Below are 23,609 nucleotides of genomic sequence, written 5' to 3'. Positions count from 1 at the left end.
ATAGGCGAGACCGGAGGACTTCTCCGGCGCGATTCCTGCCGATTCGGGCACAACACCTGCGTGGAGCAAGATCGGCGACAGCCTCAGCGCGCTGCCAGTGCCGACGCGATTTCCTGCTGGATCGCCCGCGCTGCGGCCTGCGGATCGGCGGCCAGACGGATCGGGCGGCCGACCACGATGGCGTCGGCGCCATCGGCGAAGGCCTGGGCCACGCCGACCGTGCGCTTCTGGTCATCGCCGACCGGGCCACCGGGGCGGATGCCCGGGCAGACGATCGAGAACCCGGCGCCGGTGGCGGCGCGGATCGGGCCAGCCTCCTGACCCGAGGCGATTACGCCATCAATACCGGCGGTCTGGGCGGCCAGCGCGCGTTCGACAACGACGTCCACCGGCTCGCGGTCGATACCCATCTGCGCCAGGTCCGGGCGCCCCATCGAGGTCAGCACGGTCACCGCCAGCAGGCGCATGTCGCTGCTGTTGGCGGCCGCGCAGGCTTCCATCATCGCCGGGTGCCAGCCATGGATGGTGGCGTAGCTGACCGGCCACTGCGACAGGCGCTTGATCACCGCAGCGGCAGTGGCCGGGATGTCGAAGAACTTCAGGTCGACGAACACGCGCTTGTTACGGCGAGCCAGCTCGTCCAGCACCTGGAAGTACTCGCCGGAGGCCAGCAGTTCCATGCCGATCTTGTAGAACGCCACGCTGTCGCCGAGGCGCTCGACCCAGTCCAGCGCCTGCACGCGGTCAGGCACGTCCAGCGCGAAGATCAGGCGCTCTTCATCGCGCAGCGGCAGCGGCGCGCGGCTCACGGTGCATAGTCCAGGGCAGCGCGCTTTGCGTCGTGGCGGGCCTGGCGCGACTGGCTGTAGTCATTGTTGAACTGCGCCGGTTCGAAGCCGCCGTAGGTCGGGTTCGGCAGCATCCACCAGCGCTCGCCGAACCAGTCGTGGTACTGCTGCAGCAGCGCGTCGCGGCCGTCGTTGGTGTTGGCGGTCACTTCGACGAAGTCACCCAGCTGGTCGCCGAACTGCATCAGCACGCGGTACTTCTGCCCGGCCAGGCGGCGGCGGCAGTTCTTCTCGCTGCCGGCCTGCTCGCAGCCTTCAACCACGGTGCCCAGGCCGAGGAACACGCTGTCGTCGGCCACCGGCAGGCCCTGCTCGCGCAGGTTGGCCAGGGTCGCGTCCTTCAGGTGCACGGCGCGGTTGGAGATGTACAGCAGGGTCACGCCCTTGGCGTTGGCGGCCTTGGCGAAATCGACCACGCCCGGGATCGCCTTGGCCTTCTTTTCGGCCACCCACTGGTCCCAGGTCATTTCATCGTATTCCTTGCCGTCGCGGACCAGGCGCGCCTGGTAGGGCGAGTTGTCCAGCACGGTCTCGTCCACGTCCAGCACCACCGCCGGCTTAAGGCCCTTGGCCTCGTTGCCGCGTTCTTCCGGCACCAGCGCGTCCCAATGGGCTTCCTTCAGCGCCACATCGAGGTGGTCGGCGGCAGCACGGTAGGTCTGCTCGGTGATCGCCTTGTACTCCTGCGCGCGCTGCATCCACAGCACCGCGTTGAGGTTGTCGTTGGCGGTCAGATCGGGCGTGCCTTCAGCCTTGGCAGCGGCGGCCGGAGCCTCCGGCGCAGCGGCGTCGGCGGCAGGCGCGTCCACGCGCTTGCAGGCGGACAAGCCCAGCGCCGCGGTGGCGAGCAGGGTCAGGGACAGGGAAACGGGACGACGCATGAAGATCACCGGCAATCAGATATACCGGCCCATTTTACCGGCAAAGGCGGCCCCGGGACGGCTATGCTTGATGGTTGACCCGTTGTCCCTGCGAAGGCCGCCATGACCGATTCCACCCCGACCCCCGACGTTCCCCTGCTCGACGCCGTGCAGGCCCGCCTGCTGGGCTGCCTGGTGGAGAAGGAAGCGACCACCCCGGACACCTATCCGCTGACGGTCAATGCCGCGCAGTCGGCCGCCAACCAGAAGACCGCCCGCGAGCCGGTGATGAACGTCGATGCCGGTAGCGTGCAGCATGCGCTGCGCCAGCTGGAGACGCTGGGCCTGGCCCGCCAGCACTTCTCCTCGCGCGCCGATCGCTACGAACACCGCCTGCAGGCCGCGCTGGACCTGACCCGGCAGCAGACCGTGCTGCTGGCGCAGCTGCTGCTGCGCGGGCCGCAGACCCTGGGCGAGCTGGTCACGCGCAGCGAACGCCTGCACCGCTTCGCCGACGCCGACGAAGCCCGCCACGCCATCGAGCGCCTGCAGCAGCGCGCCCTGCTGGTGGTGCTGCCGCGCGCCAGCGGCCAGCGTGAGGACCGCTACATGCACCTGCTGTGCGGTGAGGTGGATGGCGCTGCATTGGCGGCGAAGTACGCCAGCAGCGGCGGTGGCAGCGAAGCAGCCGATCCCGGCCTGGCCGAGCGCGTGGCCCAGCTGGAAGCGGCGGTGGCCGAACTGCAGGCGCAGCTGGCCGAACTGCGCGGCTGAAACAGTCCATCGGGATCGGATCCCGCGAGGCGGGCTCCGACCCCGTGCGCATCAGGTAGTGCCGGCCGCTGGCCGGCATCCATGATCCACCGGGTTGCCGGCCAGCGGCCGGCACTACCCGACCAGCGCCGCACCCGGCGTGGCATACAACCGACTGGGCGAGTCGACACCCGGCAACTGGACCACACCGCGCTCCTGCATGCCCAGCCCCAGCAGGATCTTCCCGGAAACCACGTTGTCCAGGTCGGTGATGCCGTACAGATCCTGCAGGTCCAACTCAGCGCGCGCATGCGCGAACACCGCCCGTGCCGCCTCACCGGCATAGCCCTGCCCGGCGAATTCGGACAGTACCGCATAACCAATATCCGGCCCCGGCAGGCCATCACGCCGCACCAGCCCGGCATTGCCCAGCCACGCGCCATCGGCCAAGCGCTCGATCGCATACATGCCGAACCCATTCAACGCGTAGCTGTGCAGCACCCGCAGTGCGATGTACTCACGCGCCTGCTCCTCGCTGCGCACGTTGCGGTCACCGATGAAGCGCACGAAGCCCGGATCGTTGAGCAGCGCCAGCATCGGCGCCGCATCGCGGTCGGGTTCAATGGCCCGCAGGCGCAGGCGTTCGCTTTCAATGGGATGCACGCGCAGACCTCCAGCAGAAACCCCGATTCTGCCTCAACGCGCGGCTGTTGCTTTTGATTTTCTTTGCATTGCCGTGGCAGGACGCGCCCGGAATCTGTCAGAGGCCGGGCGGGGTGGGTTCGCGGGGGTATCCGCGCCATGGATGGCGCGGCTAAGCCCCCAGGGACGGGTTCACGGCGTCCCCCGCGAACCCACCCCGACCAGCCACACCGCGTAGCCAACGCGCGCTCCACCACGGAGGGGCGGCGCCGTTGGAGCGCCTTAGTCGAACAGCGCCTCGATCGCCGCCAACCCGGCACTCGCCCGCTCCTTCTTGCGCGCCGCATCCGCCACCGGGTCAGCGCCATCACGCTGGATCTCCTCGGCCGGAATTTCCTCGAAGAACCGGCTCGGCTTAAGCCGCACGTGCTCGCCGAACTTGCGGGTCAACTTGCTGTAGCTCATCCACAACTGGATCTTGGCGCGGGTGATGCCCACGTACAGCAAGCGACGTTCTTCCTGCAGGTTGCCCTCGTCCAGGCTCACCTGGTGCGGCAGCACGCCGTCCTCGCAACCGACGATGAACACATACGGGAACTCCAGGCCCTTGGAGGCGTGCATGGTCATCATCCGCACCTGGTTGCCGCCCTCGTCCTTGTCACTGCGCGACAGCAGTGCCAGCTGGCCGGCAAGGTCGGCGGCAGTGGCACCGCGCGGGCCGCCCTCGAACCACTGCGCCAGTTCCTCGATGTTGTTGGCACGGCGCTGGTAGCTGGCCTCTTCCTTGGCCTGCTGGCGCAGCTCGCTGAGCAGGCCCGACTCCTTGGCCACCTTGCGGATCATGTCGCCGGAGCTGATCTGGCGGGTCTGCGCACGCAGGTCACGCAGGATGTCGGTGAAGCGCGCCAGGCTGTTGGCCGCGCGCGGCGGCAGCTGCTGCAGGGCACCGATCGCTTCTGCGGCCTGGGCCATCGGCATGTCCTTTTCCTGCGCCAATTCGGCCAGCTTGGCCAGCGTGCCAGCGCCCACATCGCGCTTGGGCGACTGCACCGCACGCATGAACGCGGTGTCGTCGTCCGGGTTCACCAGCAACCGCAGCCAGGCCAGCGTGTCCTTCACTTCCTGGCGTTCCAGGAACATGGTGCCACCGGTCAGGTGGTACGGAATGCGCAGCAGCTGCATGGCCTTCTCCAGCGGGCGCGACTGGAAGTTGCCGCGGAACAGGATGCAGAAATCGCTCCACGGCACCTTGCGCGACTGCGCCACGAAGGCGATCTCGGCGGCAACCTTTTCCGCTTCGTGTTCGCTGTTGCGGCATTCCCATACGCGGATGCGCTCGCCATCAGCCTGGTCGCTCCACAGCTTCTTCAGGTGCTCATGCGGGTTGTTGGCGATCAGCGCGTTGGCCGCGCGCAGCACGCGGTTGGAACAGCGGTAGTTCTGTTCCAGCTTGATGATTTCCAGCGCAGGGTAATCGCGCCCCATCTGCTGCAGGTTTTCCGGGTTGGCACCGCGCCAGGCGTAGATCGACTGGTCGTCATCACCCACGCAGGTGAAATTGCCCTTGTCGCCGGCCAGCTGCTTGAGCAGTCGGTACTGCGCATCGTTGGTGTCCTGGCATTCGTCCACCAGCAGGTAACCGATACGCTCGCGCCAGGCCACGGCGATGTCCGGGTTCTCTTCCAGCACCTGTACCGGCAGACGGATCAGGTCGTCGAAGTCGACCGCATTGAATGCAGTCAGGCGCAGCTGGTAGCGCTCGTAGACGCTGGCCGCTTCCTTCTCGCGGTTGCTGCGAGCGGCCGCCATCGCCTGTTCGGGCGACAGGCCGGCATTCTTCGCGCGCGACACCAGGTTCTTCATGTCCTCGATGTCATCGGGCTTGGCCCCGTACATCAGGTCCTTGATCTGCGCGGCGGCATCGTCGGCATCGAAGATCGAGAAGCCGCGCTTGAGGCCCACCGCCGCGTGCTCGATCTGCAGGAACTTCAACCCCAGTGCGTGGAAGGTGCAGATGGTCACCTCGTCGGCGTCCTGCTCGCGCAGTCGCTTGGCCACGCGCTCGCGCATTTCCTTGGCCGACTTGTTGGTGAAGGTGATCGCCGCGATGCGCCGGGCGGGATAACGGCCGCAGCCGATCAGGTGGGCGATCTTTTCCACGATCACGCGCGTCTTGCCGCTGCCCGCGCCGGCGAGCACCAGCAACGGACCTTCGATGTGCAGGACGGCGGCGGCTTGGGGGGGATTGAGACCGTGCATTGGATGGGGATTGTAGCGGGGCGGCGACGGGCCGACCTGACTTGCACCGCAGCGCGCCGTAAGGTATTGAATCGGCTTCGGAACACAGGAGCGTGGTCCATGTCATCGATTGTCATCATCCGACCGTTCGCGGCCGCCCTGCTGGGCCTGCTGGCGGTACCCTCCCTCGGGTCGGCGCAGGCGCCGCGCGCCGATGCCTATGAAGCGATCGTGCTGCAGTCGCACGAATTCCTGACCTACCACCCGGACCTGCGCTTCCGCGGGCTCGGCATGGATGCCCGTGAACGCGGCCGCGACGAAGAAGCCCGCACCCAGTTCCGCAATGCCGCGCGCTATGGCGACAAGCTCTCCCAGGCGGCGCTGGCGGACATGCTGTGGAACGGCCAGGGGGGTCCCGCCGACCGCGCGCTGGGCTATGCCTGGATGGACCTGGCCGCCGAGCGCGGCACCGAATGGCTGGTGGTGCAGCGCGAGCGCTACTGGCAGGCGTTGACGCCCGAGGAACGCGAGCGCGCCGTGCGCGAGGGTCGCACGCTGTACACCGAGTTCGGCGACCCGGCAGCCAGCCCGAGGCTGGAGCGCGAACTGCGGGCCGGCAGCATGCAACAAACCGGCAGCCGCGCCGGCTGGAGCGGTGCCATGCGCAGCCAGGGCCGCGGCGATGCCGGGGCACGCGTGCTGCAGCCGGAGAAGCATCAACTGGCGCGCTACTGGGATCCAGTGGCCTACCGGCAGTGGCAGGACGAGGAGCTGGCCCGGTCCGGACGATGACCCTCATCCCACGTGCAATCGGCGCCGTCGCGCTGATGCTGCTGGCGCCCTTCTGCGCCACCGCCAGCCCCTGCGCTCCCGACCCTACGGCGTCGATCCCGTCGGCCCTGCTGACCGAAGGCTTCCTGCAGGCCCACCCTGACCTCTACTGGCGCGACCTGGGCCAGCTGTCCTGGCGGCGCGGCAAGCCGGCACAGGCCTTGATGCGCTTCCAGCGCGCGAGCCTGTACGCCGACAAGTTCTCGCAATCGATGGTCGCGCGCATGTACCAGGAAGGTGTCGGCACCGAGACCGACCTGGTACTGGCCTACATCTGGATGGACCTGGCCTCCGAACGCGGCTACCGCGACCTGCTGGTCGAGCGCGAGCGGTACTGGCAACGGTTGGATCCTGCACAGCGCCAGCGGGTGCTTGCCGAAGGCCCGGCGTTGTACGCGCAGTACGGCGATACCGTGGCCAAGCCACGCATGGAGACCGTTCTGCGGGTCGCGCGCAACAGCATGACCGGCAGCCGTACCGGCTTCGTCAACCCCGGTCTGCGCATGGAGCTGGGCGAAGGCCCGGAAGCCAACCGGATGATTACCGGCGATGATTACTACCGTGACGCCTTCTGGGAACCGGACAGCTACTGGTGCCTGCAGGACCAGATCTGGCAGAACGCTCCGCCGACACCCAGCGTCGAGATCGGCACCCTGCGGCAGGTGCGCGACGAGGAGCCGGGTGGCGACTAGAATTGGCCGATGGCCAAGCTCTATTTCTACTATTCGGCGATGAACGCCGGCAAGACCACCACCCTGCTGCAGAGCGCACACAACTACCGCGAGCGCGGCATGCGGGTGGCGATCCTGACCCCGCGCCTGGACGATCGTGCCGGCGCCGGCGTGGTCGCCTCGCGCATCGGCCTGCGTGCGGACGGCATGGCCTTCGACCGTGACACCGACCTGCAGCGCTGGGTCGAGCAGGACCTGGCGACGAACGGGCCGATGGGCTGCGTGCTGGTGGACGAAGCGCAGTTCCTCAGCCGCGCCCAGGTCTGGCAGCTCAGCGAGGTCGTCGACCAGCTGCGCATTCCGGTGCTGTGCTACGGCCTGCGCACCGACTTCCGGGGCGAGCTGTTCGAAGGCAGCCAGTACCTGCTGGCCTGGGCCGACGAAATGCAGGAGATCAAGACCATCTGCCACAGCGGCAAGAAGGCGACGATGACGGTGCGCGTGGACGAGCATGGCCACGCCGTGCAGGACGGCCCGCAGGTGGAGATCGGCGGCAACGACCGCTACGTGTCGGTCAGCCGCGCGGAGTTCAAGAAGATCACACGCGGCGAAGGCCGGATCGATCCGGCGCAGGCGCCGCTGCCGCTGTAAAGGGTGTTCGGCAGGGCTGCGCCCTGCACCTGCCGAGGCCGGAGCCAGAGCAACGGCAAAAGCGGGCTATCCGTGGGATGCCCGCTTTTGACGTTGATCTGGCTTGTAAGCAGGTGCAGGGCTGCAAGCCCTGCAACCCACCACCCCTCTTAGTACAGCGTGCGCTCCGGCGCACCCGCCGGCGGCGGGGTGTACTGGTACAGCCAGGTCTCGGTCAGCGTCTTGCCACCACTGCGCAGGAACAGGCGGATGTCGATCTGCTCGGTGCTGCCTTCCGGCGGGACCAGGTCGAACATCGCGCGGTAACCGTTGATCTCGCGCAGCGGGCGCGCCGACACGATCTCGACCCGGCCGCGGCTGGCTTCCACCACTGCCTCGACCTCGCCCTTGTCGATCAGCCGGGCCAGTTCGCCGCCTTCGAAGTCCACCGCGAAGCGCCAGCTGAAGTACTCGCGCTTCTTGCCGACCACGCCACCCAGGCCGGTGCGGCTGGCCACGCAGTGCGCAAGCGGCGGCCGTGCGGGCGGCTCGGCACCCCAGTACAGGCGATACCCGACCAGCAGTTCCTGGCCCGGCTGCGGTTTTTCCTTCGGGTTCCAGAACGCCACGATGTTGTCGAAGGTCTCGTCCACGGTGGGAATCTCCACCAGCTGCACCGAGCCTTCGCCCCATTCGCCCTTCGGCTCCACCCACAGGCAGGGGCGCTTCTCGTAGAACACGCCGTCGTCCTGGTAGTGGTCGAAGTTGCGGTCGCGCTGCAGCAGGCCGAAACCACGCGGGTTGCGGTCCACGAACATGTTGAAGCGCAGGTTGCGCGGGTTCAACAGCGGCCGCCAGATCCACTCACCGGCGCCGGTCCACAGTGACAGGCCGTCGGTGTCGTGGATCTCCGGGCGCCAGTCCCATGCCATGCGGCGATCGTTCTCGCCCACCTGGTACATGCTGGTGCACGGCGCGATGCCCAGCCGCTCGATCGCCTTGCGCGGGTACAGCGCGCTGTCGATATCCATCAGCAGCACGTCGCCATTGGTGATCGCGAAGCGATAGGCGCCGGCCACGCTGGGCGAATCCAGCAGGCCGTAGACCACGATCGTCTCCGAATCAGCCGACGGCTGTTCCAGGTAATAGGCGATGAAGTCCGGAAATTCCTCCGGCTTGCCCATACCGGTGTCGATCGCAAGGCCGCGCGCGGACTGGCCGTACTGGCCTTCCTTGCCGACCGCACGGAAGTAGCTGGCGCCGAGGAAGGCGGCAAAATCGCGGTCGGTGTCCTTGCGGGTGTTCAGCCGGAAACCGGCGAAGCCAAGGTCGGCCGGCAGCTCGCCGTCCTTGATGCCGCTCTTGCCGTAGTTGAACGCTGCGCCGTCATAGGCCAGTTCCTGCGCCTTGCCGTCGACCACGTCGAACATGCGCACCGGCGAATGGAAATACAGGCCCAGATGGAAGAACTTGGCCTGGAACTTGCCCGGCTGGTCGGCCCACAGTGCGTGGTCCTGGCGGTAGCCGATCGACTGGTACTGGTCCCAGTCCAGGCCTTCCAGGCGGCCCGGCAACACCCGCTTGTGGCTCTTGTAGGGCGCCTGTGCCAGCGCGCGCGCCTGGCCCTTCAGGGTGGCGAAGTCGAACGGCTGCGGCTGGCCGAGGCGGCGCAGGCCCATCTGGCCGCTCTTGCTGGCCGCACACGCGGGCAGGGACGGCAGGCCGAATGCAGCCAGGGCGAGGGAGGCATTGCGGATGAAGTCGCGTCGTTGCATGCAGGCGCGTCGGGCACAGAGGGAAGGTCGGCCATCATAGGCAGACAAACGTTAACGGGCAGCGGAGACGCGCCCTGCCCGTTCAGCTGCCGCTGGCCGCGCGCCTCAGCGCTGGCAGTGGCTGCACCAGACGCTGGCGCGCTGGCCAATGGTGGCGTGCTTCAGCGTGCGGCCACAGTTCGGGCAGGGCAGGCCGTCGCGGCCGTACACCAGCAGTTCCTGCTCGAAGTAGCCCGGCGCACCATCGGGACTGATGAAATCGCGCAGCGTAGTGCCGCCACGGGTAATGGCGTAGCCCAGGATCTCCTTCACCGCGTCGGCCAGCCGTTGGTAGCGCTCGCGTGAGATCTTCCCGGCCTCGCGCAGCGGGCTGATGCCGGCCTTGAACAGGCTCTCGGCGGCGTAGATGTTGCCCACCCCCACTACCACCGCCTGGTCCATCAGGAAGGTCTTCACCGGCGCGCTGCGTCCACGGCTGCGGGCAAACAGATAGCTGCCGTCAAAGGCATCATCCAGCGGCTCCGGACCCAGCCCCTGCAGCAGCGGGTGGACCTCGCCGGCGGGTTGCCAGAGCAGGCTGCCGAAGCGGCGCGGGTCGTTGAAGCGCAGCAGGCGACCGTTGTCCAGGCTGATGTCGACGTGGTCGTGGGTACGCAGCGGGGTATCGCCAGGCAGCACGCGCAGGCTGCCGGACATGCCCAGGTGCAGCACCGCGCTGCCGATGGCGGTATCCAGCAGCAGGTACTTGGCGCGCCGACGGATGTCCTCGATGCGCTGCCCTGGCAGCAGCTCGGCTACTTCCGGCGGAATCGGCCAGCGCAGGTCGGCGCGGCGAAGGATCACGCCGTGCACGCGGCGGCCCTGCAGGTGCGGCGCCAGGCCGCGGCGGGTGGTTTCTACTTCGGGCAGTTCAGGCATGGGGCGATTCTACGCCCGCCCCTCATGCTATCCGTCACCGACCGGTAGCGCCGGGCCATGCCCGGCGGGGTGTCCCGTCCGCGCGGCGCGCTCGCCGGGCATGGCCCGGCGCTGCCAGGCGTGCTCAACGCGGCGGTGCCGCCAGCTCTCGCGCATCCAGGAATCCATCACCGTTGGCATCCTGCTTGTGGAAGCGCTGCACGATCACCTGCCGCTGCTGCTCGCGGCTGATCGCCCGGCCCTTGCCGCCTGGCAGCTCATCGGCGCTCAGCACGCCATCGCCATTGCGGTCCATGCGGTCGAAGGCATACAGCATCCACTGCACGTACTCGGATTCACTCACCTGGCCGTCGCCATCGCTGTCCATCCGTTGGAGATAGCTGGTGGTGTCGGTGACCTGGGCCAGCGCCACGCCCGGCAGCAGCACCGCAAGCAGAACCCCGTACCCTGCCCTCACGCGCCCACCAGGCTGTAGCCCTTCAAGCGCGCGGCGTAGGCCTGGAGCGCGGCAATGCCACTTTCCTCGGCCTCGCGGCACCAGGCCTGCAGCTGGTGCAGGCGCTCGGCCGCATCGTGGCCGCGGGCTTCCAGCAATGCGGCCAGGCGCCCGCGGTATTCAACCAGGGTGCGGATCCGCGGCCGTTGCGACACCCATTCGCTGAGCTGGGCGCGACCATCCGGCTTCAGCCAGCGGCCATCGTTGACCAGGCCACGGCGCAGCCGGCGCGGCAGCAGGCGGCGCAGCTTGGCCCCGGCCAGTGCGGCTTCCTCGCGCAGGGCCGGCATGAACACGTTGCGCTGGTAGTCGGTCATCGCCTGGAAGCGGTGCGACAGCAGCGCCTTCAGCGTTTCGGCATCGGGTACGGCGATGTTCGGGCGCACGTCCATGGCCGGCGCCACCCGCAGCACCTTGGCAAGGCGCAGCGCCTGCAGCACGCGGATCGCGCCCCAGCCGATGTCGAATTCCCAGCGCCGCATCGCGAAGCGCGCCGAGCTGGGGAAGGCATGGTGATTGTTGTGCAGCTCCTCGCCACCAATCCAGACGCCCCACGGCGTAAGGTTGGTGGAGGTATCGGCCGATTCGTAGTTGCGGTAGCCCCACCAGTGGCCCAGGCCGTTGACCACGCCGGCCGCCCAGAACGGGATCCACGCCATCTGGATCGCCCACAGGGCCACGCCGGGCAGGCCGAACAACACGGTATTGATCGCGAACAGCAGCACCGGCCCCAGCGTGGCATGCGGGGTATACAGGCGGCGCTCGATCGCATCATCCGGAGTGCCGCGGCCGTACTGCTCGATGTCCGCGCGCTGGCCGCGCGCTTCCCGGTACAGCTCCACGCCGTGCCAGAACACCTTGCCGATGCCGCGGGTGACCGGGCTGTGCGGGTCGTCCTCGGTCTCCACCTTGGCGTGGTGCTTGCGATGGATCGCCACCCACTCCTTGGTGATCATCGAGGTGGTCAGCCAGGTCCAGAAGCGGAAGAAGTGCGCGACCACCGGATGGAAGTCCACGCCCCGGTGCGCCTGGCTGCGATGCAGGTACAGGGTCACCGAGAAGATGGTGATCTGGGTGAAGACCAGCAGCACGACCAGCATGGCCCACCAGCCCAGGCCGAGCACACCACCGGTCAACAGGGACATCAGGACATCAGGCATGACGGCTCTCCGGATCGACGCGGGGATGGCAGACATCATGGGCGCTTGCGTTGCAAACTGCATCCCTGCGGCGGTGCTTCGCATCGCCATCCGAGGCACCGTTCACAGTTGGGGACCTGAGTTGTCGAGCCTTGATCCGCGCGCCTGCGCCGTTACCGTTGCCCCGTCCGCCGGGGAACTGCCGCCGTTGATCGAACTGGACCGCGCCACCGTGGTGCGCGGCCAGGTGAAGGTGCTGCACGGACTCAGCCTGCGCATCGCGCAGGGCCAGCACACCGCCCTGCTCGGCCCCAACGGCTGCGGCAAGTCGACCTTCATCAAGCTGATCACCCGCGAGCTGTACCCGCTGGCGCAGGCCGACGGCACGGTGGCGGTGAAGGTGCTGGGGCAGAACCGCTGGCAGGTCGACCGGCTGCGCTCACAGCTGGGCATCGTCACTGGCGACCTCAGCAGCAACCTGGCCGACATGCCCGGGCTGACGGTGGAGCAGGCGGTGCTGTCCGGCTTCTTCGCCAGCTACGTGGTGCCGGCCTTCCGCGAAGTGACCGCCGACATGCAAGAACGAGTTGGCGAGACACTGGCGATGACCGGCGCCCTGTCCCTGCGCGGGCGCGCGTATGCCGAGCTGTCCGCCGGCGAAACCCGCCGCGTGCTGATCGCACGGGCGCTGGTCAACCGGCCACAGGCGCTGCTGCTGGACGAGCCCTCCACCGGCCTGGACCTGGTCGCCCGCGAGCAGCTGGTGGCGACCATGCGAGTGCTGGCCCAGCAGGGCATCACCCTGGTGCTGGTGACCCACCACATCGAAGAGATCATTCCCGAGATCGAGCGGGTGGTGCTGCTGCGCGACGGCCGCGTACTGGCCGACGGCACCCGCGCCGAGCTGCTGCGCAACGAGCCGCTGTCGGCGGTCTTCGGCGGCGCGATCACGGTGGTCGAGCAGGAAGGCCGGCTGACCGCGTACGCGGGGTAGACAGACGCATCGCTTTCCGCAGCCGTCTGTAGCGTCGAGCCACGCTCGACTGCCGTTCGCCGCGAGCAGAAGCAGCCGAGCATGGCTCGGCTCTACAAGGAGCATTGCAGCGGGCCGGAACCCGGCCCGCTGCACGCAACCTCAGAACCGCAACGCCAGTGCGCGCGATTCAATCGGTGCCATCCGGCTCTGGTCCTGCAGTTGCAGGTCGCGCAGCTCGTACGGTGCGCCGAAGCCAGCCGGCAACGCAGCCTGGTCGAACGGCAGCACCAGCTGGCCTGCGCCCGGGCCATCGAACCACGCCGCCACGTGCGCCTGTGCAACCGGCTTCAATTGGCCATCGCGGGCAGTGGCGTACAGCGTGCCGCGCGCTTCGTAGCGACCGGCCGCAGCCACCAGCAGGGGCAGTGCCACCCGGCGGGTGTCCGGGTCCGGTGCGGCCTGTCCACTGAAGCGGGCAGTCGGCCGTGCCACCGCGAAGGCGACCTTGCCATCGCGCAGCACACCGTCGGCCTGCGCGAACACCTGCAGTTCCCACAGCCCCTGAACGGTTCCGACATCGGCCGGGATCCTTACCTGCGCGCGCAGCGCACCATCGGTGGTGCGCAGCAGCCGTTGCGGCCAGCTGCGGCCATCCGGTGCGACCAGCAACGCTTCACCGCCCAGGCTGCCGCGACGCGACGCCAACGCTGCGGCGGAGGTACCGTCTTCCAGCAGGCGTACCTGCAGCTGCACGCTGCCGCCGGCCAGCACCTGCGCCTGGTTGGCCTGCACCTCCAGCCGCAGCGGGCTGTTCGGTTCCAGTACCTGCACCACATAGCGACCCTGCGCCTGCGTGCTCTGCAGCGTATACGCACCGACTGCACTGGTCGCGCCGGTACGCAGCATGCTGCTGCCATCGCTCACCGGCATGCCGGCATCCTGCAGCGCGCGCGCATCGACACTGCGCGCCACGCTGCTGCGTCCGGCCGGGTCGCGCACCTGCAGGGAGTTGGCCGGCAGTGCGCGGGCACCGTCGGCCGGGCTCAACTGGATCACCGCATCCGGCGCCGTCAGCGGCAGGTCCAGGCCGCGTTGCAACTGCATGCCATCGACCTGCTGCCAGTAGCTGCGACTGACCGAGGCATACGGCGTGGTCGGCTGCAGCGGTTGCGTCGGGTCCAAGGCCCAGGCAAAGGCCAGCGGCGCGTGTTCGCTTTCATCGGTGGGCAGCGGCGCGGCCACCAGGGCGGCGGGCACCTGATCGCCTGCGCGGACGGCCTGCAGCGGCTGTGCGGCCTGCGCTGTGGACAGGGACAGCACTGCCAGCACGGCGCTGGCCAGCAAGGTGGAATGGATCGTCATGGTCGTTTCCCTCACTGGGTCAGGTCGTTGCGCAGAAGGGTGCCGAGGCCGAAGCACTCGCGGCGGCTCTGGTTATGGCTGAGCGGTTCTGCACCCTGGGTACGCGCCTTGTCGGTGAACCAGGTGGTGCCGGCAGCCTTCTGGCTGCTGCACTCCAGGAAGCCATCGGAGCAGGACGACAACCAGTTCTGGGTGAATTCCAGGCCGACGTTGGCGGCATAGCCACCGCAGTAACTGTTGCTGTCCCACACGGCCGACTCCACGTCGCTGCCGACCACCGCACGGAACGGCTTGGGCAGCGCAGGGCGACCGGCGGTGCCGTAGAGGTTCTGCGCGTTGTAGGTGGCCATGCTTGCCACCTGTTGCTGGCGCACCGCGTCGTTCTTGTAACCCAGCAACCAGCCCAGCGAGGTTTCGAAGGTATTGCCGTTGAGCACCGCATCGGCCAGCGGTGTGCCGGCAGAAGACGGCGCCAGCGCGTTGACCTTGCGCACCGTGCGGATGATCTTCGGATAGCGGCTGTCGTAGGTCGGATTGGACAGGATCCAGCGCATCACGTTGCCGCCATTGGAGTGGGTGATCACCACCAGCTGGGTGATGCCGCGGCTGTCGATGAAGCCGGTCAGCTGGTTGGCCAGGCAGCCGGCGGCTTCCGGCTTCCACATGTACTGGGTGAAGTCGCAGTTGATGACCACATAGTTGTTGCTGTTCGGCAGGCCCTGGCGCACGGTGTCGATGATCGCCGGCTGCCAGTAGTCCTGGGTGGCATTGGTCTGCGCGCCGGTGCCATGCACGAAGGCCACGCCGACCACGTCGGCGGCTTGCGCTTGGGCGGTTGCCAGCCCCAGGACCAGGGCCAGGACGGTACTTCCTGTTGCGGTGCTGCGCATCGCTTCTCTCCCTCTGTCAGCGGATCCCCCCGACCCGGCTGGAACTGGACGGCGTCTCGATCACCGTTGTGCCGATGCTCACGGCGCGGCCGCGTGAAAGTCCGTGCGCTGCGCCCGGATTCAGGAGACTGACAACACTCGATGACGTTTTTCATACTGCTGCGATGACCATGCCGGGTCTGGCCGTATGACCGATGGCCACTGCGGTGTCGCATACGGGCTGCGATCATGACGCGATGTTTTTCCTCCGGAGCCCGTCCATGTCGCTGATTTCCCACCCCGCCCGCCCCCTGCTCGGCCTCGCCGTTGCCGTGGCCCTGGCTGGTTGTGCCGCCACCGCCGCCAAGCCGACCGCCGTCGAAGCCAACATCACCACCAAGGCGGTGGGCTATCTGGACAAGAGTGCGGTTCCGGCCAGCCTCGACCTGGTGCCGGCACCGCCGGTGGCCGGTTCGGCCGCCCTCGCGCTGGACGAACAGGTCAGCCGTGAAGCCCGCGCGCTGCGTGGCAGCCCGCGCTTCGCCCAGGCCGGCGTCGATGCCGAACTCGGCTTCCCCGAAGGCGCCAACCACTTCTCCTGCGCCGCTGACATCGACGTCGATGCAGTGAAGACCCCGGCGCTGTACCGCCTGCTCGAGCGCAGCCGGATCGACGCCAGCGCCGCCACCAAGGCGGCCAAGAACCACTACCAGCGCCCGCGCCCGTTCATGGTCAACGGTGAGCCGACCTGCTCGCCGAAGGACGAGGAAGGCCTGCGCAAGAACGGCTCCTACCCGTCCGGCCACACCTCGATCGGCTGGGCCTGGGCACTGATCCTGTCGGAGATCGCACCGGACCGCGCCGATGCCATCCAGGCGCGTGGCCGCAACTACGGCGAGAGCCGCCTGGTGTGCAACGTGCACTGGCAGAGCGACATCCTGGAAGGCCGTTTCATGGGCGCCGCCGCCGTGGCCCGCCTGCACGACAACGCCGCGTTCAACAAGGATCTGCTGGCCGCACGCAAGGAGATCGCTGCCGCGCGCAAGGCCGGCCTGCACTCCAGCCGCGACTGCGCTACCGAGAATGCGGTGCTGAAGGTGCGCCCGCAGAGCGCGCTGTAAGCGGCGATCCGGGGTCGGATCCCTTTCCGCAGGAAAGGGCTCTGACCCCATACAGCAGAAGGGCCGGCATTGCGCCGGCCCTTCTTCATTGCATCACGATCGACCGCATCAGAACTTCGCGGTGAACTCCACGCCCCAGGTACGCGGCTCGTTGAGGAAGCCGGTCAGGTTGTTGAAGTCGATCGCGCCGACCACACGGGTCTGGTTGGTCAGGTTGCGGCCGAACACCGCCACATCGTACTGACCGTAATCCCAGTTGTAGCCCAGGCGCAGGCCGCCTTCCAGCGAACTACGGCCGCGGAATTCCGGCGACTCGTAGATGAAGAAGTTCACCGCGCTGCGGTAGGCCCAATCGGTGTAGGCATACAGCTCGCTGCCATCGCTGAGCGGGAAGCCGACGCGCAGGGTCGCGTTGTGGATCCACTTCGGCGCCTGCGGCAGCGGGTTGCCGTTCACCAGTGCGTAGGTGCCACCGTTGATGACGGTGGTCGGGTCGTTGATGGTGCAGCCACCGCCGCAGATCGCCACCGCCAGATCCTTGTCCTTGATCTCGGTGTCGTTGTAGCTGCTGCCGAAGGTCAACAGGACGTTGTCAGCCAGGTAGGCTTCCAGGTCCAGCTCCACGCCCTGGCCGATGGTCTTGTCGGCGTTGAGCAGGGTGGCGGTGTTGTTGGTGCCGCCCACCGCGATCAGCTGCTGGCCATCGACGTTGTAGCGGAACACGCTCAAGCCCAGGCGCGCGCGACGCTCGAACAGGTCGGCCTTGATGCCGGCTTCGTACGAGATCACCTTCTCCGAATCGGCCTGAGACAGGCCCGGCGCGAAGGCCAGGCGGCCCTGGATCGACGGCGCACGGAAGCCCTTGGCCACGCGGGCGTAGGCATTCACGTTGTCGGTCAGCTTGTACACGCCGCTGACATCCCAGCTGACGTCGTTGACGTCGGTGTTGGCCAGATACGGGCCACTGACCGGGGTACCGAACGGCACGGCCTGCAGCACGCTGGCGCTGAAGTCCTTCTTGTCCTGCGTATAGCGCACGCCGGCACGCAGCTTGAAGCGGTCGGTGACATCGAAGTCACCCGAGGCGAACACCGCCCACGCCTTGTTGCGCTGGTTCTGCACCACGTGGCCGGTCTGCGGGTTGCCCGGGGTCAGCGAGTCGTAGTTGAAGTTGTTGATGGTCACGTCTTCATCGAAGTAGAAGACACCGGCCTGCCAGTCGAAGCGACCCCACTCGTTGGATTCGACGCGGAATTCCTGGGTCCACTGGCGGTGGTGCGGCAGGCCGTCGGCCGACTCGGACGAGAACGGGATGAGGCCCGGGCCGGAGTTGCCCGCGCCCAGGAACGCAGCGCCGTAGCCACCGTCGATATCACCGCGGTTGAGCGATTCGGCGGTCTCGTAGCCGGTGATCGAATGCAGGGTCACCGAGCCGAGGTTCCACTGCAGGCGTGCGCTGCCGCCCCAGGTCTTCAGGTCGGAGAAGTTGACGCCGTCGTTGGCGACCTTGTCGCGGTCGAAGTTCTCGACCAGTGAATTGCCACCCTTTTCGATGATGTTGGCGCGGAACAGGCGAGCGGTGCCGTTGAGCTTGCGCTTGTGCAGGTTGAACAGTGCTTCGAAGTCGTCGCCTTCGTACAGGAACTGCACGCGGCCGGCAGCTTCGTCATAGCCTTCGAAACCGCTGTTGGGCGCACCGGCACGGGTGTTGTCGACCCAGTCGTCACGGCGCTGGTAGATGGCCGACACGCGCGCCGACCAGCGATCGGTCAGCGGGCCGCCGTAGGCACCCTGCACGTTCCAGCTGTTGTAGCTGCCATAGCCCACGCGCACGTAGCCGTCGGCATCCTGCGACGGGCGCGCCGAATCGAACTTGACCACGCCGGCCGGGGTGTTGCGGCCGAACAGCGTGCCCTGCGGGCCGCGCAGCACTTCCACGTTGGCCAGGTCGAACAGCGGGAAGCCCTTCAGCAGCGGGCTTTCCTGCACCACGTCGTCGTACACCAGCGACACCGGCTGCGACGCGTTGAGGTCGAAGTCGGTGTTGCCGAGGCCGCGGATGTAGAAGCGCGGGAAGGCACGGCCGTAGGAGGACTCGATGTTGAGGCTGGGCACGCGTGCGGCCAGGAAGCGGATGTCATCACCCGCCGAACCCAGCACATCGAGCTTCTCGCCCTGGATCGCGCTGATCGCAACCGGCACGTCCTTGGCGTTCTCGACACGGCGCTGCGCGGTCACCTGCAGGGCATCGAGGGCAACCGGATCCTTGGCGGCGGGGGTTTCCTGGGCGGCTGCTACCAGCGGCAGCAGGGCGGAAAGAGCAGCAACGAGGGGGCGCGCGACCGGAAGGCGGCCACGGGAAGTGCGGGTCGGAGACATGGCGGTAGGCTGTGTTTGGAGGGGTGGTAAAACGGCGCTACCAGATAATTGTTGCAATACAGCACCTGCCCCGCAAATGCCGGCCGTTCATGGCCGCGTCGCCCGGCGGCCGGGTCGCTCGCTAGACTCGGGGTTTTCCAACCCTGCGGAGCCACCGCGATGACCCAGTGGTACTTCCATGCCTCCGCCCAGGCCGAGCGTATCGGCCCGCTTGATGACGAGGCCGCGCGCCGATATGCGCAGGCCAACCCGCGCGCTCTGGCCTGGTGCCAGGGCATGAGCGGATGGACCCCTATTGCCGATGTGGCCGAGCTGCAGTCCGCGGCCCCGGGCATGCCCAACACCCCACCGCCAGTCCCCGCCGCCGCCAGCGGCCGTGCCGACGACATCGAATTCCGCATCGTCGGCCATGAAATGCAGTTCGTCGAAATCGAGCTTGATCCCGGCGAGAGCGCCATTGCCGAAGCCGGCGCACTGATGTTCAAGGACGCAACGGTGCAGATGGACACGGTGTTCGGTGCCGCCACCGGCGACCAGGGCGGCGGTTTGATGGGCAAGGTGATGGCCGCCGGCAAGCGCGTGCTGACCGGCGAGAGCCTGTTCGCCACCGTCTACACCCAGAGCGGCCACGGCAAGGGCAAGGTCGCCTTCGCCGCGCCCTACCCCGGCACCGTGCTGGCAATGAAGCTGGACCAGCATGGCGGCCGCCTGATCTGCCAGAAGGACAGCTTCCTGGCCGGCGCGCGCGGTGTGCAGATCGGCGTGCAGTTCCAGCGCAAGATCATGACCGGCCTGTTCGGCGGCGAAGGTTTCATCATGCAGAAGCTGGAGGGCGACGGCTGGGTGTTCATCCACGCCGGTGGCTGCGTGGTGGAGCGCGAGCTGGCGGCCGGCGAGCGGCTGGATGTGGATACCGGCTGCGTGGTGGCCTACCACCCGACCGTGGACATGGATGTGCGCCGGGTCGCCGGCATCAAGAGCATGCTGTTCGGTGGCGAAGGCGTGTTCCTGGCCACGCTGACCGGTCCCGGCAAGGTCTGGCTGCAGTCGCTGCCGTTCTCGCGCCTGGCCGGCCGCATGTGGATGGCCGCGCCACAGGGCGGTGGCCAGAACCGCGGCGAGGGTTCGGTGCTGGGCGGCCTGGGCCGGATGCTGGACGGCGACAACCGGTTCTGACCACAGGATATCGGTGGGTGCCGACCTTGGTCGGCACTGGAATCTGCGCGTGCCGACCAAGGTCGGCACCTACCGGCCCCCTTTCCTGAATGGGCGAGACTCCCCACCCTGCCCGGCCCACCACGGCTTCGGTATGCTGGCGCCCTTTCCTGAATCCGGCGCCGCGAGCGCACTGCCGATGAGCCTGTTCCGCCCCCGCATGCTGCTGTCCGTCGCCCTGATCGGCCTGCTGGCCGGCTGCGGTGGCGACCCGGTCCGCCCCACGCCGCCGCCGGCGCCGACCGTGGTGCCGCAGGCCAAGCCGGTGAAGATCGGTATCGCCCTCGGCGGTGGCGCAGCCAAGGGCTTCGCCCACATCGGCGTGATCAAGATGCTGGAGGCCAACGGCTTCGAGCCGGCCGTGGTGTCCGGCACCAGCGCCGGCAGCGTCGTTGGCGCGCTGTATGCCAGCGGCATGGACGCGTTCCAGATGCAGAGCAAGGCGGTCGCGCTGGACGAAGCCAGCATCCGCGACGTGCGCCTGTTCTCCGGCGGCCTGGTGCAGGGCCAGAAGCTGCAGGACTACGTCAACGAGCAGGTCGCCAACCGTCCTGCCGAGCGCCTGAAGAAACCGTTCGCCGCGGTCGCCACCCAGCTGGAAACCGGCGAACGCGCGATCTTCGTGCGCGGCAATGTCGGCCAGGCCGTGCGCGCGTCGAGCAGCATTCCCGGCGTGTTCGAGCCAGTGAAGATCGGCGGTCGCAACTACATCGACGGCGGCGTGGTCAGCCCGGTGCCGGTGGATGCCGCGCGCCAGCTCGGCGCCGACTTCGTGATCGCCGTGGACATCTCCAGCAAGGCAAGCGGCAAAGCGCCGACCGATATGCTGGGCATCGTCAACCAGTCCATCTCGATCATGGGCCAACGCCTGGGCGAGCAGGAACTGGCGCGCGCCGACATCGTCATCCGCCCGAAGGTGCTGGACATCGGCGCTGCCGATTTCAGCCAGCGCGGCACCGCCATCCTGGAAGGCGAAAAGGCCGCAATGGCGGCGATGCCGCAGATCCGCGCCAAGATCCAGCAGCTGCAGCGCGCACGCGCCGCCGCGGCGGCACCGGCGCCGGTGGCCGCGCCGAAGTGCGAGGAAGCCTCGCGCCTGGGCAAGCTGATGGGCCGCAAGGACAAATGCTGACGGCGTGATGCCTGGCCACCGGGTTCGCCCGGTGGTCGCTCAGGGCTCCAGCTGCGAGAGCGGCAGTGCCTGGAAGCCCTTCACCGTGCGCAGCACGAAGCTGGAGTTGGCATCGGCCACGCCACCGGCATTGAGCAGGCGGTCCAGCAGGAAGCGCGAGAAGTGCTCCAGGTCGCGCACGTAGACGTGCAGCAGGTAGTCCATGTCGCCGGTCAGCGCATGGCAGGCCACCACTTCATCCCAGGCCTGCACGCTGTCGACGAAGTGCCCGATCGCGGCCTGGTCGTGCTTTTCCAGCTGCACGCGCACGAAGGCCTGCAGGCCCAGGCGCAGCTGCCGTGGTTCCAGCCGCGCGCCATAGCCGACGATGACGCCCTCGCTTTCCAGCCGCTGCAGGCGCCGCAGGCAGGCCGAGGGCGAGAGATTCACCCGCGTTGCCAGCTCGGCGTTGGTGGCGCGCCCATCCCGCTGGATTTCAGCCAGCAGACGTATATCCGTGCGATCGAACTGGACTTCTCCGGCCATTGTTGCCCCGCAACATGGTGAGTACGCAAGGATATTGCGCCAACAAGGCCAATCGACGCAACTTTTGCAACCCTGTTGCGCGCGCCCTGCCCTAGCATCGTGGGTATCTCATCCCGGAGTGCCCCATGGACCTCGCCCAGCCCCGCCGCGTCGAACACCAGCAGACCGACAAGGGCTACGTGCCGGTGTATACCACCGCGCTCGTCGAGCAACCGTGGGACACCTACAGCGCCGACGACCACGCCACCTGGAGCACGCTGTACCAGCGCCAGCGCGAACTGCTGGTCGGCCGCGCCTGCCAGGAATTCCTGGATGCGCAGGACGAGATGGGCATGAGCGCGCACATGATTCCGCGCTTCGACCAGCTCAACGAAGTGCTCGGTGCCGCCACCGGCTGGACCCTGGTCGGTGTCGAAGGCCTGTTGCCGGAACTGGATTTCTTCGACCACCTGGCCAACCGTCGTTTCCCGGTGACCTGGTGGATCCGTCGTCCGGACCAGATCGACTACATCGCCGAACCGGACCTGTTCCACGATCTGTTCGGCCATGTGCCGCTGCTGATGAATCCGGTGTTCGCCAATTACATGGAGGCGTACGGCCGTGGCGGCGTCAAAGCACACGCGATCGGGCCGGACGCGCTGCAGAACCTGACCCGCCTGTACTGGTACACGGTGGAGTTCGGCCTGATCGATACGCCCGACGGCCTGCGCATCTACGGCGCCGGCATCGTGTCGTCGAAGGGCGAATCGCTGTACTCGCTGGAATCGGCCGCGCCCAACCGCATCGGTTTCGACCTGCAGCGGATCATGCGCACGAAGTACCGCATCGACACCTTCCAGAAGACCTACTTCGTCATCGACAGCTTCGAACAGCTGATGCAGGCGACCTCGCCGGACTTCACCCCGATCTACGCCGCGCTGGCCGATCAGTCGCATCTGCCTGCGGGTAATGTGCAGGGCGATGACCGCGTGTTCCAGAAGGGCACCGGCGAAGGCTGGGCCGACGGCGGCGACGTGTAAGCACGCGCAACCTGCCAATGAAAACGGCGCACTCCGGTGCGCCGTTTTCATTGATGCTTGCCTGCACTGCTGCTGCGGTGCAGGCGAGGGCAGGGCAGTCAGCCGTCCACCGCCCGGCAGGAACCGCGCACCATCAGCTGTGGATGCACACTGGCCGCAGTCGGCGCATCCGGCACGTCGGTCTGCACCAGCATCGCAGCGGCCATGCGGCCGATGTCGGAGACGTGGCGGCGCACCGAGGTCAGCGGCGGCCACAACCGCGACGCCAGCGGGCTGTCGTCGTAGCTGACGATCGACAACTGCTGCGGCACCGCGATGCCTGCACGCAACGCCACCTGGTACACGCCGGCCGCCATTTCATCGTTGCCGGCGAAGATCGCACTGGGCCGTCCTTCGCCCATCAGCAGGCGCTCGGCGGCATGCACGCCGGACTCGAACGTATCGCCTGCTTCCAGCACACGCTCACCCGGCAGGGTCAGCCCCACCTGGGCCAGCCGATCGAGGAAACCATGGGTACGCTCGCGTGCGGTACGGCGGTCGCCCGGACCGGCAATCACCGCGATGTCGCGGTGGCCGAGCGAGAGCAGGTAGCCCGCTGCCGCGGCTGCGCCGTCGCGATCGTGGGTGACCACCGCCTGTGCTTCGTCGTCCGAGGCATGCGCGTTGATGCGGATGTAGCGGCATTCGATCTCGTCGAGCATTCCAGTCAGCGCCACCGACTCGGAGGCGCGCGGGCCAAGGATCACGCCATGCAGTTTCTGCTGCTGCACGAAGCGCCGCACACCCTGCGCGCAGTCCGCGGACTGGCTGTCGCAGGGATGCACCACCAGCTCATAGCCGGTGCCGCGCAGCGCTTCCAGTGCGCCCTGCTGCAGGTCGACGATGCATTGGGCGCCCGGGTCGTCATACACCAGGCCGATCAGGAAGGAGCGGCGGAACGCGAGCCCGCGCGCCAGGGGGTCGGGCACGTAACCGACCTCGCGCATCAACGCCTCGACCTTGTCGCGGGTGTCTTTGCGCACCAGCGGCGAGTTGTTGATGATTCTTGAAACCGTTTTCTTGGAAACTCCCGACAGTCGTGCGATGTCGTTGATCGTGGCAGCCTTGCCCTTCGATGCCGGCAACGCGGCATCGCTAATAATTCGCACTGACATGTATAGAACCAGGTAAGTCGGAGAATTCTAGCCTTGCGCCGTTGGGGCGCGAAGTT

Annotated in this window: 22 protein-coding genes; 9 read left to right on the top strand and 13 right to left on the bottom strand. The window is 67.6% G+C overall.

Annotation, left to right across the window (positions count from 1 at the left end):
• Positions 1–83: 83 nt before the first annotated feature.
• Both pyrF and AC13GA_RS15250 read right to left on the bottom strand, forming a co-directional pair.
• A complete protein-coding gene (gene pyrF, locus AC13GA_RS15255; protein WP_046984701.1) occupies positions 84–809 on the bottom strand; it encodes an orotidine-5'-phosphate decarboxylase in 726 nt (241 codons plus the stop codon).
• Positions 806–1,729 carry a 5'-nucleotidase, lipoprotein e(P4) family gene (locus AC13GA_RS15250; protein WP_046984708.1) on the bottom strand — a complete coding sequence of 308 codons (924 nt, stop codon included), beginning with the start codon at positions 1,727–1,729 and terminating at the stop codon, positions 806–808. Before AC13GA_RS15250 ends, pyrF begins: the two co-directional genes overlap by 4 nt.
• A 102-nt stretch (positions 1,730–1,831) precedes the next feature.
• Here AC13GA_RS15250 and AC13GA_RS15245 point away from each other — a divergent pair, with 102 nt between their 5' ends.
• Positions 1,832–2,482, top strand: coding sequence for a YceH family protein (locus AC13GA_RS15245; RefSeq protein ID WP_046984700.1), 651 nt, complete (start codon positions 1,832–1,834; stop codon positions 2,480–2,482).
• Positions 2,483–2,596: 114 nt separating this feature from the next.
• Here AC13GA_RS15245 and AC13GA_RS15240 read toward each other — a convergent pair whose 3' ends face one another.
• The gene (locus AC13GA_RS15240) at positions 2,597–3,124 is read right to left on the bottom strand and encodes a GNAT family N-acetyltransferase (protein ID WP_253077931.1); all 528 of its coding nucleotides are present in this window, start codon (positions 3,122–3,124) and stop codon (positions 2,597–2,599) included.
• A 261-nt stretch (positions 3,125–3,385) separates the two neighbouring features.
• Complete coding sequence (locus AC13GA_RS15235) at positions 3,386–5,362, bottom strand: UvrD-helicase domain-containing protein (protein ID WP_012509630.1); 1,977 nt, start codon at positions 5,360–5,362, stop codon at positions 3,386–3,388.
• Between the two features lie 99 nt (positions 5,363–5,461).
• Here AC13GA_RS15235 and AC13GA_RS15230 point away from each other — a divergent pair, with 99 nt between their 5' ends.
• The 3 genes from AC13GA_RS15230 to AC13GA_RS15220 are packed head-to-tail and all read left to right on the top strand — an operon-like array spanning position 5,462 to position 7,494.
• On the top strand, positions 5,462–6,133 hold the full coding sequence (locus AC13GA_RS15230) for an SEL1-like repeat protein (protein WP_046984695.1): 672 nt from the start codon (positions 5,462–5,464) through the stop codon (positions 6,131–6,133).
• Entirely contained in the window at positions 6,130–6,864 is a 735-nt protein-coding gene (locus AC13GA_RS15225) for a hypothetical protein (protein WP_482998468.1), read from the top strand. Before AC13GA_RS15230 ends, AC13GA_RS15225 begins: the two co-directional genes overlap by 4 nt.
• Positions 6,865–6,873: 9 nt before the next feature.
• Positions 6,874–7,494 (top strand): thymidine kinase, encoded by a 621-nt coding sequence (locus tag AC13GA_RS15220; protein WP_046984694.1) that lies wholly within the window; start codon positions 6,874–6,876, stop codon positions 7,492–7,494.
• Between the two features lie 149 nt (positions 7,495–7,643).
• Here the strand turns inward: AC13GA_RS15220 and AC13GA_RS15215 are convergent, their stop codons facing one another.
• From AC13GA_RS15215 to AC13GA_RS15200, 4 genes are all read right to left on the bottom strand, one after another.
• The gene (locus AC13GA_RS15215; RefSeq protein WP_012509627.1) at positions 7,644–9,248 is read right to left on the bottom strand and encodes an OpgD/OpgG family glucan biosynthesis protein; all 1,605 of its coding nucleotides are present in this window, start codon (positions 9,246–9,248) and stop codon (positions 7,644–7,646) included.
• A 105-nt stretch (positions 9,249–9,353) separates the two neighbouring features.
• The gene (gene mutM / locus AC13GA_RS15210; protein ID WP_482998467.1) at positions 9,354–10,166 is read right to left on the bottom strand and encodes a bifunctional DNA-formamidopyrimidine glycosylase/DNA-(apurinic or apyrimidinic site) lyase; all 813 of its coding nucleotides are present in this window, start codon (positions 10,164–10,166) and stop codon (positions 9,354–9,356) included.
• A 124-nt stretch (positions 10,167–10,290) separates the two neighbouring features.
• On the bottom strand, positions 10,291–10,623 hold the full coding sequence (locus AC13GA_RS15205) for an EF-hand domain-containing protein (RefSeq protein ID WP_482998466.1): 333 nt from the start codon (positions 10,621–10,623) through the stop codon (positions 10,291–10,293).
• The gene (locus tag AC13GA_RS15200; protein ID WP_482998465.1) at positions 10,620–11,822 is read right to left on the bottom strand and encodes a DesA family fatty acid desaturase; all 1,203 of its coding nucleotides are present in this window, start codon (positions 11,820–11,822) and stop codon (positions 10,620–10,622) included. The genes AC13GA_RS15205 and AC13GA_RS15200 overlap by 4 nt, the downstream gene beginning before the upstream one ends.
• 187 nt (positions 11,823–12,009) lie before the next feature.
• Here AC13GA_RS15200 and AC13GA_RS15195 point away from each other — a divergent pair, with 187 nt between their 5' ends.
• Positions 12,010–12,795, top strand: coding sequence for an ABC transporter ATP-binding protein (locus tag AC13GA_RS15195; RefSeq protein ID WP_046984689.1), 786 nt, complete (start codon positions 12,010–12,012; stop codon positions 12,793–12,795).
• Between the two features lie 141 nt (positions 12,796–12,936).
• Here AC13GA_RS15195 and AC13GA_RS15190 read toward each other — a convergent pair whose 3' ends face one another.
• Positions 12,937–14,139, bottom strand: a complete 1,203-nt coding sequence (locus AC13GA_RS15190) for a DUF4785 domain-containing protein (protein ID WP_482998464.1) — start codon at positions 14,137–14,139, stop codon at positions 12,937–12,939.
• 11 nt (positions 14,140–14,150) lie between these two features.
• A complete protein-coding gene (locus AC13GA_RS15185; RefSeq protein WP_046984687.1) occupies positions 14,151–15,029 on the bottom strand; it encodes a hypothetical protein in 879 nt (292 codons plus the stop codon).
• 260 nt (positions 15,030–15,289) lie between these two features.
• On the opposite strand from AC13GA_RS15185, the gene AC13GA_RS15180 reads away from it, so the two are divergent.
• Entirely contained in the window at positions 15,290–16,129 is an 840-nt protein-coding gene (locus AC13GA_RS15180) for an acid phosphatase (protein ID WP_100442918.1), read from the top strand.
• A gap of 108 nt (positions 16,130–16,237) precedes the next feature.
• On the opposite strand, the gene AC13GA_RS15175 is transcribed toward AC13GA_RS15180, so the two are convergent.
• Complete coding sequence (locus AC13GA_RS15175) at positions 16,238–18,508, bottom strand: TonB-dependent receptor (RefSeq protein WP_046985030.1); 2,271 nt, start codon at positions 18,506–18,508, stop codon at positions 16,238–16,240.
• A gap of 159 nt (positions 18,509–18,667) precedes the next feature.
• Between AC13GA_RS15175 and AC13GA_RS15170 the strand changes: the two genes are divergently transcribed.
• Both AC13GA_RS15170 and AC13GA_RS15165 read left to right on the top strand, forming a co-directional pair.
• A complete protein-coding gene (locus tag AC13GA_RS15170; protein WP_428709479.1) occupies positions 18,668–19,684 on the top strand; it encodes a TIGR00266 family protein in 1,017 nt (338 codons plus the stop codon).
• A 178-nt stretch (positions 19,685–19,862) separates the two neighbouring features.
• Positions 19,863–20,855, top strand: a complete 993-nt coding sequence (locus tag AC13GA_RS15165) for a patatin-like phospholipase family protein (protein WP_019337382.1) — start codon at positions 19,863–19,865, stop codon at positions 20,853–20,855.
• Between the two features lie 39 nt (positions 20,856–20,894).
• Here AC13GA_RS15165 and AC13GA_RS15160 read toward each other — a convergent pair whose 3' ends face one another.
• Positions 20,895–21,380, bottom strand: coding sequence for an Lrp/AsnC family transcriptional regulator (locus tag AC13GA_RS15160; RefSeq protein WP_046985032.1), 486 nt, complete (start codon positions 21,378–21,380; stop codon positions 20,895–20,897).
• Between the two features lie 125 nt (positions 21,381–21,505).
• On the opposite strand from AC13GA_RS15160, the gene phhA reads away from it, so the two are divergent.
• Positions 21,506–22,399: a phenylalanine 4-monooxygenase gene (gene phhA, locus AC13GA_RS15155; protein WP_482998463.1), complete on the top strand. Its 894-nt coding sequence runs from the start codon at positions 21,506–21,508 to the stop codon at positions 22,397–22,399.
• Between the two features lie 98 nt (positions 22,400–22,497).
• On the opposite strand, the gene AC13GA_RS15150 is transcribed toward phhA, so the two are convergent.
• Positions 22,498–23,553 carry a LacI family DNA-binding transcriptional regulator gene (locus tag AC13GA_RS15150; RefSeq protein WP_428709480.1) on the bottom strand — a complete coding sequence of 352 codons (1,056 nt, stop codon included), beginning with the start codon at positions 23,551–23,553 and terminating at the stop codon, positions 22,498–22,500.
• Between the last annotated feature and the right edge of the window lie 56 nt (positions 23,554–23,609).

Source organism: Stenotrophomonas sp. 22DLJC03 (assembly GCF_056861405.1).
This window is presented reverse-complemented; position numbering and strand designations above follow the sequence as displayed.

Coding starts and splice junctions, on each gene's coding strand:
- AC13GA_RS15250 (WP_046984708.1), bottom strand. CDS start 1,729: ATGCGTCGTCCCGTTTCCCTGTCCCTGACCCTGCTCGCCACCGCGGCG.
- AC13GA_RS15245 (WP_046984700.1), top strand. CDS start 1,832: ATGACCGATTCCACCCCGACCCCCGACGTTCCCCTGCTCGACGCCGTG.
- AC13GA_RS15235 (WP_012509630.1), bottom strand. CDS start 5,362: ATGCACGGTCTCAATCCCCCCCAAGCCGCCGCCGTCCTGCACATCGAA.
- AC13GA_RS15230 (WP_046984695.1), top strand. CDS start 5,462: ATGTCATCGATTGTCATCATCCGACCGTTCGCGGCCGCCCTGCTGGGC.
- AC13GA_RS15225 (WP_482998468.1), top strand. CDS start 6,130: ATGACCCTCATCCCACGTGCAATCGGCGCCGTCGCGCTGATGCTGCTG.
- AC13GA_RS15220 (WP_046984694.1), top strand. CDS start 6,874: ATGGCCAAGCTCTATTTCTACTATTCGGCGATGAACGCCGGCAAGACC.
- AC13GA_RS15215 (WP_012509627.1), bottom strand. CDS start 9,248: ATGCAACGACGCGACTTCATCCGCAATGCCTCCCTCGCCCTGGCTGCA.
- mutM (WP_482998467.1), bottom strand. CDS start 10,166: ATGCCTGAACTGCCCGAAGTAGAAACCACCCGCCGCGGCCTGGCGCCG.
- AC13GA_RS15200 (WP_482998465.1), bottom strand. CDS start 11,822: ATGCCTGATGTCCTGATGTCCCTGTTGACCGGTGGTGTGCTCGGCCTG.
- AC13GA_RS15190 (WP_482998464.1), bottom strand. CDS start 14,139: ATGACGATCCATTCCACCTTGCTGGCCAGCGCCGTGCTGGCAGTGCTG.
- AC13GA_RS15185 (WP_046984687.1), bottom strand. CDS start 15,029: ATGCGCAGCACCGCAACAGGAAGTACCGTCCTGGCCCTGGTCCTGGGG.
- AC13GA_RS15180 (WP_100442918.1), top strand. CDS start 15,290: ATGTCGCTGATTTCCCACCCCGCCCGCCCCCTGCTCGGCCTCGCCGTT.
- AC13GA_RS15175 (WP_046985030.1), bottom strand. CDS start 18,508: ATGTCTCCGACCCGCACTTCCCGTGGCCGCCTTCCGGTCGCGCGCCCC.
- AC13GA_RS15170 (WP_428709479.1), top strand. CDS start 18,668: ATGACCCAGTGGTACTTCCATGCCTCCGCCCAGGCCGAGCGTATCGGC.
- AC13GA_RS15165 (WP_019337382.1), top strand. CDS start 19,863: ATGAGCCTGTTCCGCCCCCGCATGCTGCTGTCCGTCGCCCTGATCGGC.
- AC13GA_RS15160 (WP_046985032.1), bottom strand. CDS start 21,380: ATGGCCGGAGAAGTCCAGTTCGATCGCACGGATATACGTCTGCTGGCT.
- phhA (WP_482998463.1), top strand. CDS start 21,506: ATGGACCTCGCCCAGCCCCGCCGCGTCGAACACCAGCAGACCGACAAG.
- AC13GA_RS15150 (WP_428709480.1), bottom strand. CDS start 23,553: ATGTCAGTGCGAATTATTAGCGATGCCGCGTTGCCGGCATCGAAGGGC.